At 57.9% G+C, this 13,032-nt stretch carries 9 protein-coding genes; 2 read left to right on the top strand and 7 right to left on the bottom strand.

What is annotated here, in order from left to right; genetic code table 11:
- Positions 1-14: 14 nt before the first annotated feature.
- From sorT to FDP08_RS07855, 3 genes are all read right to left on the bottom strand, one after another.
- The gene (gene sorT / locus FDP08_RS07865; protein WP_137435428.1) at positions 15-1,241 is read right to left on the bottom strand and encodes a SorT family sulfite dehydrogenase catalytic subunit; all 1,227 of its coding nucleotides are present in this window, start codon (positions 1,239-1,241) and stop codon (positions 15-17) included.
- Positions 1,242-1,428: 187 nt separating this feature from the next.
- Positions 1,429-3,054, bottom strand: coding sequence for a tetratricopeptide repeat protein (locus tag FDP08_RS07860; RefSeq protein ID WP_137435427.1), 1,626 nt, complete (start codon positions 3,052-3,054; stop codon positions 1,429-1,431).
- Between the two features lie 179 nt (positions 3,055-3,233).
- A complete protein-coding gene (locus tag FDP08_RS07855) occupies positions 3,234-3,455 on the bottom strand; it encodes a tautomerase family protein (protein WP_137435426.1) in 222 nt (73 codons plus the stop codon).
- A gap of 177 nt (positions 3,456-3,632) precedes the next feature.
- Here FDP08_RS07855 and FDP08_RS07850 point away from each other — a divergent pair, with 177 nt between their 5' ends.
- Positions 3,633-5,234: a winged helix-turn-helix domain-containing protein gene (locus FDP08_RS07850; protein WP_137435425.1), complete on the top strand. Its 1,602-nt coding sequence runs from the start codon at positions 3,633-3,635 to the stop codon at positions 5,232-5,234.
- Positions 5,235-6,141: 907 nt separating this feature from the next.
- Here FDP08_RS07850 and FDP08_RS07845 read toward each other — a convergent pair.
- The 4 genes from FDP08_RS07845 to FDP08_RS07830 all read right to left on the bottom strand — a co-directional run bounded on the left by FDP08_RS07845 (position 6,142) and on the right by FDP08_RS07830 (position 10,488).
- Positions 6,142-6,810: a glutathione S-transferase family protein gene (locus FDP08_RS07845; RefSeq protein WP_137435424.1), complete on the bottom strand. Its 669-nt coding sequence runs from the start codon at positions 6,808-6,810 to the stop codon at positions 6,142-6,144.
- A 189-nt stretch (positions 6,811-6,999) separates the two neighbouring features.
- On the bottom strand, positions 7,000-7,566 hold the full coding sequence (locus FDP08_RS07840; RefSeq protein WP_137435423.1) for an outer membrane beta-barrel protein: 567 nt from the start codon (positions 7,564-7,566) through the stop codon (positions 7,000-7,002).
- Between the two features lie 185 nt (positions 7,567-7,751).
- On the bottom strand, positions 7,752-8,564 hold the full coding sequence (locus FDP08_RS07835) for a transporter (RefSeq protein ID WP_206077276.1): 813 nt from the start codon (positions 8,562-8,564) through the stop codon (positions 7,752-7,754).
- Between the two features lie 34 nt (positions 8,565-8,598).
- Complete coding sequence (locus tag FDP08_RS07830; RefSeq protein WP_206077275.1) at positions 8,599-10,488, bottom strand: amidohydrolase; 1,890 nt, start codon at positions 10,486-10,488, stop codon at positions 8,599-8,601.
- A 251-nt stretch (positions 10,489-10,739) separates the two neighbouring features.
- On the opposite strand from FDP08_RS07830, the gene FDP08_RS07825 reads away from it, so the two are divergent.
- Positions 10,740-12,965: a tetratricopeptide repeat protein gene (locus FDP08_RS07825; protein WP_137435422.1), complete on the top strand. Its 2,226-nt coding sequence runs from the start codon at positions 10,740-10,742 to the stop codon at positions 12,963-12,965.
- Positions 12,966-13,032 lie beyond the last annotated feature (67 nt).

Raw genomic sequence — 13,032 nt, 5'->3', positions numbered from 1 at the left:
CCGCCCCACACCTATCAACTGATCGCTACTGTGACCCCATGGTCTTTCCAGCCATTGTGGCCATAGCCACGCTCGTTATCGGTGCGGCCCTCCGGCTGGCTATTACCTTCGATGTCTGTTGCCCGGCTGACAATTCGATGTTCGCCGGGCGATAGGTCCGCTGCCAGGACAAAGGGGCGCCAGGCGTAGGGGCCAAGGTCCGGCCCCAGGAACCGTGCTTGCTTCCAGGTTTTACCGCCATCCACCGAAACCTCCACTTTTTCAAGCTGCACTGTGCCGCCCAAGGCAACGCCGTAGATCATGTTCCGGCCACTGCTTCCGGTTTCCAGAGGCGCAGTCACCCAGGATTTGACGTTCATCTCCCACATAGAGGGTTGGTCCGGGGCGCCTTTATCACCCACATCCCGGATGCGGTAACCCGAGGCCTGAATCTTGGCATCGGTCTCATTCTCCGTGAAGGCTATGTTCTTCACGTACTTGACGTTATTAACGCCATAGTAGCCGGGCACCACCATGCGCAGGGGGCCACCATGAGTATTGCTGAGAGGCTCGTCGTTCATCTCCCACGCCAGTAACGCCGTTTCCATTGCCCTGGTGGGTACCGAGCGCTCGACCACGATCGTTTTGGGATCAATCCCCTCCGGCAGGGATTCGCCACCCGTGCTGGTAATGTACTTCGCACCAGCGACGGCTCCGCCCAGGGCTTCCACAACATCTTTCAGGGGAACGCCTGTCCACATAACGCAACCGGCGGCACCAACAGACCATTGAGTACCACTCGCACCATGAGGAAAAAAGGCTCGACCGTTACCGGAGCACTGGAGCACGGAGGCAGTGGTTGTGACGCCCATCTTTTTCAATTCCCCGACGGTGAGGGTACGCGGATTTTGGACGCCTTCGATGTGAACTTCCCAGGCATCGGGATTTTCTGTTTCCGACTCCGGAATCGCAGGCAGGTTATTGCGAACAAAGAGGCGATCACTGGCGGTGATGACGCCGTTGCCGATTGCACCCCGTTTGGTCTCCATGGTGTTGGCGCTATGCAGAATCAGGGCATTGCGCTCTTTCCAGGCGGCGTAATCGGGCAATGTTTTGGGCTCCTCGCCTTTTGCGAGTGGTATAAAGCCTAGTAGGCTTACGGCGGCCATGGCCCCGGCGCTGCCAATCAAAAGGCTTCGGCGCGTTGGGTTCTCAAGACCAGGGTCATTTCGGCCGCGCTGAAGTGCTGCTTCCGTTTGCATGGTCCTTCTCCTTGCCTTCCTTGTTGTTAGTCGACGGTGTGACTTGCACTCGTAGAAGATTGCAGGTCCCAACTACATACTTATAGGCGTTGATCAAATAATGAGCAACTTATTGGCCGGGTAGGGGGCGAGGGCTGTCTGCTGATGGTCGTGACACTGACTCATCGCGCTCCCCGCCCCGAGGGGCCTAGCTTCTCCCCGCCAACCCCTGTACTCCTTCGATCGAGCCGCGCTCTGCTTCCGGGGCTATCTCCAGCAGTCGGCGGGCCCACTGCCCGGCGGATCCGGTATCGCCGGCCAGATCGGCCGCGCGGGCCGCTCCTTCCAGGGTGTTATACCGATTTGGCCAGGTGCGATCGGACTGCTGATAAGCGGCGAGGGCCTCGGCCGGGCGATCCAGGGCGATTAGCAGATCGCCAAGCGCCTCGTAGGGAGGGAGAAGGGTTCCGGGGCTGACCGGATGCTTCTCGACGCTGGCTTCCAGCTGCCCGGCGGAACGCATCAGTTCGATGGCACGGTCTGGTTCACCCTCGGCCTGCGCAATCCACCCGGCAAGGATCCTTCGATCCACCTCAATGTAGGTCGAGAAACGCGGATCGGCCGCGGACCGGGCGGTTTCCACCAGAGTCTCCAGGCGCTCTTCGGCCGTGCGGGCGGCTTCCAGATCACCGGTGTGGACAGCCCCAAGCCCGTGTGCAAACCAACTCAGAGCCTCTGGCCAGGCGAACTTGTCCCAGCTGATATAGTCGACCGCACGGGGGGTGATGGCGGCGGCCGCCTCCCAATCCCGTTCCTCAACGGCCAACCTTGCGGGGATGGATGCCAGGTGAAAGGCGCCGGGGAAATTGGCCTGGTGTGGTCCGTTGGCCTGGGCGGTCTCCCAGACGCTGCGTGCGGCGCTGTCTTCACCACGCTGGAGGTGGCCATAGACCAGATAATCAAGGGCATGAATGTAGTGGAACGACGTCGCGCCATCGACCTTGTGATCGACCGCCACGTCTGCGGACTGCTGATTCCACTCAATCATCCGGGGCCAGTCACCGAGCCGCACATAAATGTGAGACGGCATGTGCAGGGCATGGGGAACGCTGGGGGCTATTCCGGTATAGGAGTCCACGATTTCAGTGGCGTTCCCAGCGCGGCCATCGGCATCCGTGGCGTGTATGGAGTAATGCACTGCCCCGGGATGGGTGGGCTCGGTTTCCCAAACCCCACGCAGTACCTTTTCTGCTTCGTTGTGCAGTGCCTTGCGGTCTTCGGCGGACAGCGACAGCGTCAAGCGGGACAAGGCATAAAGGGTAGCGACATTAGCGTCGTCCGGGAAGGCTTGATAGGCCTGATCCATACCCTCAATCCAGCCGGCCAGCCGTTCCCGGACCTGGTCGGTATCCGGCTCGAAGAACGCAGCGGTCGCGTCTATCAGTAGCCGTTCACGCTCATCTTCGGCCGCGTTCCGGGCTTGCTCGATGGCCTGGCGACCCCGGGTGATATCCTCAGGGCTCGGGGTGGTGCCCCATAATGGCTGGAACAGCGACGTGGCAACACCCCAATGGGCCATGGCGCAGTCGGGATCGGCCTGGATAATGGCGTCGAACTCGGCGCGGGCCTGGGTGTACATCATGTGATGCATCATGCCCAGTGCATGATCGACATCAGCGCGCACACTGTCATCACAGTCAGCCTTAAAATTGACGGTGCCGATGTCATCCCCGGTGCTACGGGTATGGCCATCATTCATGGTGTCCTGATGCGCTAATGCGGGCGGGATAAAGCTCAGAGTTACCGCAAGTACTAGGTGAGAGATTGTGTTCATGACATGACTCCAGTGGACCGTGTTGGTGGTGGAGCCGGCATGTCTACTCCGGTCAGAGTCTGAATACGAACTGCCAGTTACTGGCTCTGCATGCGCAGCTTACAGCTTTAAATTTACTCCTGGCGTCGCTTCTTGAAAAGCTGCGGGCCGGCCAATCGAGTGACCGGCCCATCTTGATCTCAAGCAGCAGAGGCTTGGATTTTGTGCACATCCTCACTACTGAGGGGCTTTCCTCCGATTCCCCATTCCCCCTCGCTGACTTCATTAATGACTACCCAGGTCAGACCTCGCATGGCCTCACCTTCAATGCCCACCATGGCGTCGGTGACTTTCGCAATCATCTCCTGCTTCTGTGTCTTGTCGAATACGTTTTCGATCAGATTGATGGTGACTAATGGCATGGTCGTTCTCCTTGCTCTGGTTGGAAGCCTCCCGTAATGGGCGGCGTGTGAAACAACTTGAGATCAGTCTACGGGGTTGCCCTGGACCATACTTGGGGTGGGTGTGGGGAATATGTGGAGAATCTCGGGGTGTTGTCTGCTAATTTTATACACAGCTAGTTATTGCGGACTCAATCCATGATTTTCAGTTTTTCTGATTTTCAGTTGGACACCCACCAGCTGCAGCTGCGTCGCGCCGGCGTAGCCCAGCCCCTGGAGCCGCTTGTCTTCGATTTGCTGACCTATCTGGTGACTCACCGCGACCGTATCGTCAGCCGGACGGAGCTGCTGGATCAGCTATGGACGGGCAAGGTCGTCAGCGAGTCCGCCTTGAGCAGTGCCGTCAAAGCAGCACGCCAGGCCTTGGGGGATAACGGGCAGACACAGGGCTTCATCGCCACGTTCAATCGTCGGGGCTATCGCTTTGTGGCCGACATTGATGCTCCCGATCCCCTTGCCCCGAACTCCGAGTCAGATGCCATGCAGCAGAGCGCTGCCGAGGCGCATCAGGAGCTGGCCGCCGCCTGCCTGTTTTCGTCCGGCAATGAAAGGGAGAAAGAGCAGCCCGTGCTGGCGGTGCTTCCGTTCTCTCACGGCGTGGGCGTTGACCAGACTGCCTGGATTGCGGAAGTGCTCAGTGAAGATATCAGTATTCACCTGGCCCGCATTCCCGGTTTTCTGGTGCTGTCTCGCAATACCGCATCTCAGTATCGTCAGCGGGAAGTGAGCATTCAGCACATCGCGAGAGAGCTGGGTGTGGACTACGTCATCGAAGGCTCGGTGTGGGCCATGGGGGACAATCTGCGAGTCGGGGTCCAGCTGCTGGACGCGGCGAGCGGCAACATGCTCTGGTCGGACCGGAAACTGATCCCGGCCGAAAGCCTGAACGCGCTGGAAGAGGAGGTGGTGCGCGAGATCGTGAGCCGAATTGAGCCCGAACTCAATCGGGCTGAGCTGAGCCAGCTCCGGAAACGACGCACGGTGGACCTCGGTGCCTGGGCCCTGTATCGCCAGGGGCACGCCATTCTTGGCCAAAAAGGCTGGAGTGAGGAAAGTTTCACCGAAGCTGCCAACCTCCTGCGACAGGCAATCCAGCGGGATCCGGAACTGGCATTTGCCCATGCCTATCTGGCCCTGATTATTGCCATTGGTCATCTGGTGGGGCTCATCCGTGGGCACGAATGGCTCATGGAGGCCGCCCAGTCAGCTGAAACAGCCGTGGCTCTGGACGGTCAGGATACCGACGTTCTGGGCTATGCCGGCTGTGCGTTTGCCGATATGGGGGACCTGCAGCGGGGCGTCGGCATGTTGCGTCGCGCCGTGGAACTGGACCCCAGTAATGCCCAGGCGATGGCCGCCCTGGGGGCTGCCATGATTCGCCAGGGCGATGTCCAGGGCATCGATTTTATGCTCCGGGGCATGAAGATCAGCCCGCGTGATAATCGTCGCTCGGCCTGGGGCGCGTTGCTTGCCAGGGGGATGCTCAATTTCGGCCAGATCGACAATGCCATTCGCACCGCCAGTGATGCCTGTCGTTGTGATGACCGGATTTTCCTGCCCAGAGTTGTGCTCGCCATTGCCCATATTCACGAGGGCAATATCCCACGGGCAGTCGATGCCTTGAATGATGCCCGTCGAATCCGGCCTAATCTGGGCCAGAGAGAGATCGCCTGCTTTGCCAGTCGCGCCGAAATGGCGTTATTACAAAAAGGAGGCTTGTTGGATGGACTGCCGCCCTAGGGGCACCTGAGGTCGGCGCCAGAGGGGATGAGTTGGCGCCAATAATTGGGCTTTGATTGGTCGAAGTCTTTGCGGCCGCTTATCTGGTAACAGGCAATCGCCAGGGCCGGGACTCTGGCGATTGGCTCCCAGGTGAATAAAAGTCGCGCTTTAGAACCTACCACGTTCCAGCTGCCTCCGACGCTCGGCCTCTGCCTCACCCCACGTCTTACTCCTGCCGCGGTTGCCTTGAGGCCCGGCAGCCGTAGGCGGCAGGTTTTCGATATCAAAGACCGGTTCCTCGTATGAACCTCGCTCCAGTTGTTCCCTTCTTTGGGCGTGCACTTCTGACCAATCATAGCGGGGGGTGCCTGCGGTGACTGATATGCTCTCGCCCATTGCCTCAGCGCCCAGATGCCGTTCCCACTGGTTGCCGTATGAAGGTGAAACGACCAGGAATAATGACAGGGATGCGGGATAAATGAATGAATGTTTCATGGCTTGCCCTCCCAGATCTCTATCCGATGGCTTGCATCGGAACAGTCCAAGGAAACGGGCATGTTATTTTTGATCGATCCCATTACCTCAGTGATGCATACCCTGACGAGTGGTGCCTGAAAATTAGAAAGTCAAAGCGGATAAAAGTTACAAGGGATTTGAATAAATCTGGAAAATCGGGCCAGGTTTATTATCCGACGCGCCCGCGCCTTAACAAAGATGTGCAGAACCCGGTGAGCCGGCAGCACCGTAAGTGGTGACCAAAGCAAGGCACTGATCCCGAAACGAGAACCGGGTACGGCGGGCATGGCCTTTGCGAAATGCACGGTGATGTTCATCGAGTAACATCTGCTCTATCGGGCACAGGTATATCCTCCAGAGGAAACCATCAACATTCAGCAACGCGTCTTAGCAAAGCGATGTTGTTTCTTCAGGCGAAATCGTAGTTCCCGCCCTTTTCGAGAGCGCTCTGGTAAGCCGGCCTGGCGTGCACCCGCTCCACCCAAGCGGTGATGTGGGGCCGGTTCTTGCCGACAATGCCCCGTGCTACTGAGGCTTCCAGAGGAAAGCTCATCTGGATATCCGCTGCGCTGAGATTATCTCCGAGAAACCAGGTGTTTTTCTCCAGATGGGACTCCACGAAATCCAGGTGGGTCTTGATCATCGGGCCGATGAACGTTTCATTGGTTTTGTCGACAATGCCTTTGGCGACTGGCTTGACAAAAAACGGCATCGGGCTGGTTTTCACCTTTTGAAATACCAGGCGCATCACCAGCGGAGGCATTAACGAGCCCTCGGCGTAATGCAGCCAGTAGGTGTAATCAAGCCATGCCTGGCCGCCGCCTTCGGGCAGCATGGTGTCTTTGCCATAGGTATGGGCCAGGTATTCGATAATGGCACCGGACTCCGCCACCACCAGGTCGCCGTCGGTGATTACCGGCGATTTACCCAGCGGGTGTATTTTCTTGAGACTTGCTGGCGCCAGCATGGTTTTTGGATCGCGCTCGTAACGCTGGATCTCGTAGGGCACGCCCAGCTCTTCCAGCATCCAGAGAACTCGCTGTGAGCGGGAATTGTTAAGGTGATGAACTGTAATCATGCGGAAGCTCCATTCGCAAAAAGAATGGGCAGGTTATCAGAGTAGGTTGCAAATGGCTTTCTGGTTCGCCGCCATGCCTGACGATGACGTCAAATGCCCGGAGCGCGAGCCGTGCCAGAAGTCTGGACGTTTTTTAGCGGGAGGAGGCCGGGACAACCAGCGCCTGCGGCGTCGCCCGGTGAGGTTAGGTTAGAAGGTGATAGCGCCGCCTACGGAGAAGTAGTCGATGTCGATGTTATCCAGATCGTAGCGCTCGTATTCGGCCCGAACCTGGAAGGACATCAGGGTAAACCGCGCCCCGATGCCATACAGCGGATCGGTCCCGTCGTCGCCACCGAAGTTGTCAGCGTCGCCATCCCAGTTGATAAACCCGACTTTGCCGAACACCCCAACAGGGCCCAGCTTGAAGCCTGCGAGCCCGGCAGCGGTCCACCCGTCAACCTCAAGCTCTGAGTTATTGAAGGTGCCGACACGGCCGTTGAATTTACCGAAATCAACGTAGGCACCCTCGACGGCAAGATCCACCAGCGGAATCAGGCCAAAGTTGTAGCCGGCAAAAATCTTGAAGGCGGTGTCGTCGTCATCAAAGTCAATATCAACGTCAACATTGCCGGGGTCCGGAAGTTCGTCGTCGAAGTCGAGTTGAGCCTGGCCGACTGAGGCGCCGATGTACAGGCCGCTGTCGCTGCCTGCGAGGGTGTTGCTGGATACTGCCAGAAGGGGAACTGCAAATATCAGGGGAATGATAGTTTTCATGGTCTTAGCCTCCTATGCCAAGAGAGCATCGGTTAAAAACTAGACAATCCTTTGGTCATTGTCGAATTAATAAGGCGGAAAACCCTTAATTCCCCCGAAAGTTTCCATTTTTCGGTCATTTGTGCAGCTTTACGCTACATTTCAGTGGGTTGCCAGGCTCTGGAAACCATTAACCGCCTGGATTTCTACTTGGGATAAAGCAGTGTGATAGTTGCTCTGAATCCCCAACCTTCAGGAGAACCAGCAGTGGATTCAGCCCAATATCGAACGCCACCACCAACACTCAGCAGCTGAGTGCCGACTTTGGTGACTTTCGACACGCTTGCATTCACAGGGACGCTCCATTGGTTGCCTTTCCAGTCATAAGTGCTTTCTGTGTTGAGGGAATAGGTGATGGCTTCGGGAGTGGTGAAGGAAATAAAGGGCTGGACGAAGCTGGCACTGATATCGGCCCTGTCGTCATCTCCGGCGAAGGATGAAATATGGTTGACCAGGCCGCCGTAGGTCCAGCCACGGTCCTGTTTCAGTGCGACGGCCGTTGGCCCTACGCCCCATTTGTCAGCCGTAAGAGCATCGTCGGTGCCCGTTGGCAACAATGCAACCGGCCCCACACCCCAGATCCATCCTGATTGCGTTGGCGCCTTTGGCGAGAAGAAGACGCTTTGAACAACGTCACCCAGGCCTGACTGGCTGTCGCCCGGTACAATATCGTCTTGCGAAATCAGCGGCACAATAGTCCGGGAAATAAGGTTCCACTCGGGGTTCAGTTCAACAGGTATTACCGGCTGCACATTCAGGGTCCAGCGTTCCCCGTCATCCTTTGGCCCGATATGGTCGTCATAATTCAACTGCAGGGGCACACTGACCAGCGCCGCTATCGGGTTGGCCAGTTGTTTGGCAAGATCCGCGCTGCCTTCCTGTGCCATTGTGTTGGAAGCAGATGCGCTGAGAAAGAGCAACGACAGACTCTTGATTGTTCTGAAACGGACATTGGGCATGCTCATCTCCTGGCCCTATTCGGGTCATCGGGATTCAGAGTTCCGGTGCAGGACTATTGATTGCACGGTATAAAAGGTTCAGCGCGTCATTGAAGCAGCCGTCTCCGCCCAGCGCTGCTGTAGGCGCATCCGGCGAATGGTCGTGATACTCAGAGCCCCGGACCAGTCCGAACAGAGCAGGTGTGGAGATTGCGGTCACGTCGGATGGCCTTTCGTAAACCAGTTGGTCAGCTTTGATGGTTTTCAGGACCTTGATGTCGGCTAGATCCTGTTCCGGCGTTTCCAGCGGGTTTTCTGACAATACGACAAAGTCTGCAACCTTGCCGACCTCGATGCTGCCTTTTTGCTGCTCTTCAAAATGCTGCCAGGCCGGCCACAGGGTCATGGCCTTGAGGGCTGTCAGCACGGGCACCTTGTGCTCCGGCCCCAGGACTCGCCCACTGCGGGTTGTACGGGTCACGGTGGCAGACAGCACTCGCATTGAATCGGGCAGTGCCACTGGTGCGTCGTGATGGGTCCCGAACATCATACCTTCTTCCAGCACCCAACCCGTGGGCGAGATGTTTTCGGCACGCTCTGGACCGAGTACGGATTCGCGGTGCCAGTCGCCCCAATAGAAGGTGTGCATGGGGAATAGGGATGGAAAAACGGAGAGCGCCTTCAGCTTCTTGACCTGGTCTCTTCGAAGCACTTGCCCATGAATCAGTACCGGGCGGTTCTTCATCGAGGGGTATTTCTCCCGGGCTTTGCTGAGGGCACTGATCAGGCTGTCGGTTGCTGCATCCCCATTGGCGTGGGTAAGGATCTGCCAGCCGTTGGCAAAGGCCTTGTCTACCGCCGTGTCCACCGTCGCCTGGTCCACCGCTGCATAGCCTCGATAACCCTGTTCCCTGCCTTCAGGAGGCACATGGTAAGGTTCTGATAACCAAGCTGTTTTACCCTGCGGCGAGCCATCGATGGTCAACTTTGCGCCCCCCACACGATACCGGTTTTGATAGTCCAACGTTGGCTGAATGGTTTCCACTTCCAGAATATCGGGATAGGCGACCAGATCGATCGGCAGGTTTCCTTTGCCCGCAACCCGGCTCATGGCGGCCAGCCCAGCACCGGTGGCTCTGCCCTCCTGGCCAGTGGTGTAGCCAAAGGCGGCCAGCTGTTTTGTGCCTGCCTCTACCAGCGCATCGTTGATTTCATCGTTGAAGCGGCCAGCCAGTTTGCTGAGCAGATAGAAAAACGCGTATTCCTCGCTGACGCCGCTTGGCTCATTGGAGCCCTCCCGGCGGCGGAATACCCCCCCTTGGGGATCCGGGGTTTTGGCGGTCACCCCCGCCAGTTCGAGTGCTTTACTGTTGCCCGCGCCGAGGTGGCCGGACTGGTGAATGATCAATACAGGCAGTTCGGTGGAGACTTTATCCAGGTCGTCGCGGTTGGGGTGTCTTTGCTCTGCCAGCTGGGAGTCGTCATACCCGAATCCGACAATCCATCCGACCTTTTCGATGGCGTCCTGATTGTTTGCCGCCCAGTCGGACAGCAGGCTGACAAGGGCGGGGATGTCTTTTCCGGCCCCATCCGGTGGTGGCAGCAGGTTTGCCGTGGTTGCCTGAACGCCCTGCAGGTAAGCGTGGCCGTGGGAATCCACAAACCCGGGGAGCAGGGTTTTTCCCTGGAGGTCATGGACTTTGGTCTGAGGCCCTTTCAGGCGCTCAATCTGGGCTTGAGCGCCTACAGCAATGATGATGCCGTCTTTAACGGCGACCGCCTCGGCGCCAGGCTGCGCGTCATTGATGGTGATAACTGGCCCGCCCTGATAAATCGTGTCGGCGTTGACGTCAGACTCTACAGTTGCTTCGGTTGCTGCCTGAGAACGGCTGGTCAGGCTTAATAACAAGAAAAGGATAAGCGCTAGTCGACGCTGAACGGTCACGGAAGCCTCCTTGTATGCGGGGGCGGATCACTATCAGGCAGCCCTCGTGACGAACAACGCGTACTCCTGCGGCAATAGGGCGGGTTTGTGATTCAAAATCTAGAACAGTTTTGGCGCGGCCGCAAGCGCCCGCATAAGTTGAAACTCAGTCAAAACGGATCATGACAATGGCACTATTAACTCTTGTCATTCTCAGTGCATTCTAATTTTTATCTGCCATTATTATCGAGGTAGCTCGTCAGGGAAGGCTTATGATCAGAACAGTTCTTGCGCTGCTGTTGCTATGTGCCAGTTTTCCGGCCCAAAACGCCGTAAACGTTTTCGATGCCAGCGGTGCCGCCGGTTATGTGGGCGCGGCGGTCTGCGCCGGGTGCCATCAGTCTGAGTATGCGCTTTGGCAGGACTCCCACCACGAGAAAGCGATGCAGCCAGCAACCCCCAAGACGGTTCTCGGCCGATTTGATGACGTCTCGTTTGAGTATTTTGGGGTAGAGTCCCGGTTTTTTCGCCGGGGCGATCGGTTTATGGTCAGGACAGACGGGCCTGATGGCGAGCTGACGGACTATCCCATCGCCTACACCTTTGGCGTTTACCCATTGCAGCAGTACCTGATTGAAATGCCCGGCGGCCGTTTGCAGGCTTTGAGCATTGTCTGGGATACCCGGCCATCGGTGATGGGTGGGCAGCGTTGGTATCACCTGTATCCGGACGAACCCATCCGTGCCGGCGATGAGCTTCACTGGACGGGACTGAACCAGAACTGGAACTTTATGTGTGCGGATTGCCACTCCACACACCTGCAGAAAAACTACGATCTGAAGCTCGATCGCTATGACACCACCTGGAGTGAGGTGAATGTCGCCTGCGAGGCCTGTCATGGCCCCGGGCAGGAGCACGTCTCGGCCATGGAAGATGGCAACAGGAGCCTGCCGTTTTCGGGCTTTGAGCTGGCGCTTTCCCGGGCGAAGACCAAAGACTGGTTCGCTGATCCTCAGACTGGTAGCCCAGCCCCCGGACGTTCCGGCGCGGCATCGCAGCCGGAACTTGAAACCTGCGCCCAGTGTCATTCACGCCGGGTAACCCAGTTCCATGGTGCACGTCCGGCAGACGGCCTTTTCCAGCATTTTATGCCGGCACTTCTGGACCAAGGCCTGTACCACGCAGACGGTCAGATTGACGGTGAGGTTTTCGTTTATGGGTCATTCGTTCAGAGCGCCATGTTCCATGCGGGCGTGACCTGTTCCGATTGCCACAATCCACACAGTTTGTCGTTGAAAGCGCCGGGTAATGCCGTGTGTGGCCAGTGTCATCTGCCGACAACATTTGCTGTCGAAAAACACCACGGTCATCCCGAAGGCAGTGCCGGCGCGCAATGTGTCAACTGCCACATGCCAGACAAAGTGTATATGGGGGTGGATGCCCGCAGGGATCACAGTTTCCGGGTGCCCCGGCCCGATCTGTCCCTGCAGCTGGGAGTGCCCAATGCCTGTAATCAATGCCACACGGATAAAACAGCGGAATGGGCCGCAAATGTCTTGGAGGCGCGCCATGGCGCGCCGGATGAGGGTCACTTTGCCCTGGCTCTGCAGGCAGGGCGATACGGCAGCCCCGAGGCTGAGGCTCTGCTGGCGCAACTGATCCTGGATACCACGCAGCCCGCGATAGCGCGGGCTACCGCAGTGACTCTGTTGCCAGGGTATCTGTCCCGGCAGTCAGCGGCTGTGCTGCAGCAGGCCAGCCGGTCTGACGATCCGCTGGTGGCCTTGGGCGCCGCACGAGCGCTTGGTGCATTGCCGGAAGAGTACCGACCGATGTTTGGCGTGCCCGGTTTGTATGATCAGCACCGGGTAATCAGCAGCCTGACTGCCAGTCAGCTCTCGGAACCGGCCCTGCCTGAGCGGCCGGCAGAAGTGCGAGAGCGATACCGACGTGCCTTGTCGGACTATGTCCAGTCCCAGCTGAATAACTCAGACAGGCCTGAGTCGCTGCTGAATCTGGGTGAGTATCTGTGGCGCCAGGGCAAGGTCGACAAGGCCGAATCTTACTACCGAAGAGCCATTGAGCGGGCGCCCTATTACACCCCGGCCTACGTTAATCTGGCGGCGTTTCTGCGCGCTGATGGCAGAGACGGTGAGGGCAGGCAGGTTCTGGAAAATGGCCTCACTGCCGTTCGTGATCCGGCGCCGATTGAGCACTCTCTCGGTCTGCTTCTGGTGCGCGAGGGCAGGCTTGCCGAAGCGCTGAACTATCTTGAAAGGGCGGCCGAGGGCAGCAGCGCGACCGATCGCTACATCTACGTCTATGCGGTTGCCCTGGAATCCAGCGGACAGACCCGCGAGGCCATCGCCGTATTGGAGCGGGCAATTGAAAAGTTTCCCGACAACCGCGACATGTTATCGGCACTAATGAGTTTTCATCGGTCTTTGGGTGAAACGGATAAAGCCAGGAATTATGAGCAACGACTGCAGCAAAGGTGAACATCTCCGGGTTGTTCACCGGATCATCAAGGCCTTAGGTACGAAAGCCGGAGACGGATTGATCTGT

It is taken from the genome of Marinobacter panjinensis (assembly GCF_005298175.1).
GTDB lineage: Bacteria > Pseudomonadota > Gammaproteobacteria > Pseudomonadales > Oleiphilaceae > Marinobacter > Marinobacter panjinensis.
This window is presented reverse-complemented; position numbering and strand designations above follow the sequence as displayed.

What these genes read in the sequence shown, in the direction of transcription:
- FDP08_RS07855 (WP_137435426.1), bottom strand. Translation starts at nt 3,455, where the DNA reads ATGCCATTAGTCACCATCAATCTGATCGAAAACGTATTCGACAAGACA.
- FDP08_RS07860 (WP_137435427.1), bottom strand. Translation starts at nt 3,054, where the DNA reads ATGAACACAATCTCTCACCTAGTACTTGCGGTAACTCTGAGCTTTATC.
- FDP08_RS07840 (WP_137435423.1), bottom strand. Translation starts at nt 7,566, where the DNA reads ATGAAAACTATCATTCCCCTGATATTTGCAGTTCCCCTTCTGGCAGTA.
- FDP08_RS07835 (WP_206077276.1), bottom strand. Translation starts at nt 8,564, where the DNA reads ATGCCCAATGTCCGTTTCAGAACAATCAAGAGTCTGTCGTTGCTCTTT.
- sorT (WP_137435428.1), bottom strand. Translation starts at nt 1,241, where the DNA reads ATGCAAACGGAAGCAGCACTTCAGCGCGGCCGAAATGACCCTGGTCTT.
- FDP08_RS07850 (WP_137435425.1), top strand. Translation starts at nt 3,633, where the DNA reads ATGATTTTCAGTTTTTCTGATTTTCAGTTGGACACCCACCAGCTGCAG.
- FDP08_RS07825 (WP_137435422.1), top strand. Translation starts at nt 10,740, where the DNA reads ATGATCAGAACAGTTCTTGCGCTGCTGTTGCTATGTGCCAGTTTTCCG.
- FDP08_RS07845 (WP_137435424.1), bottom strand. Translation starts at nt 6,810, where the DNA reads ATGATTACAGTTCATCACCTTAACAATTCCCGCTCACAGCGAGTTCTC.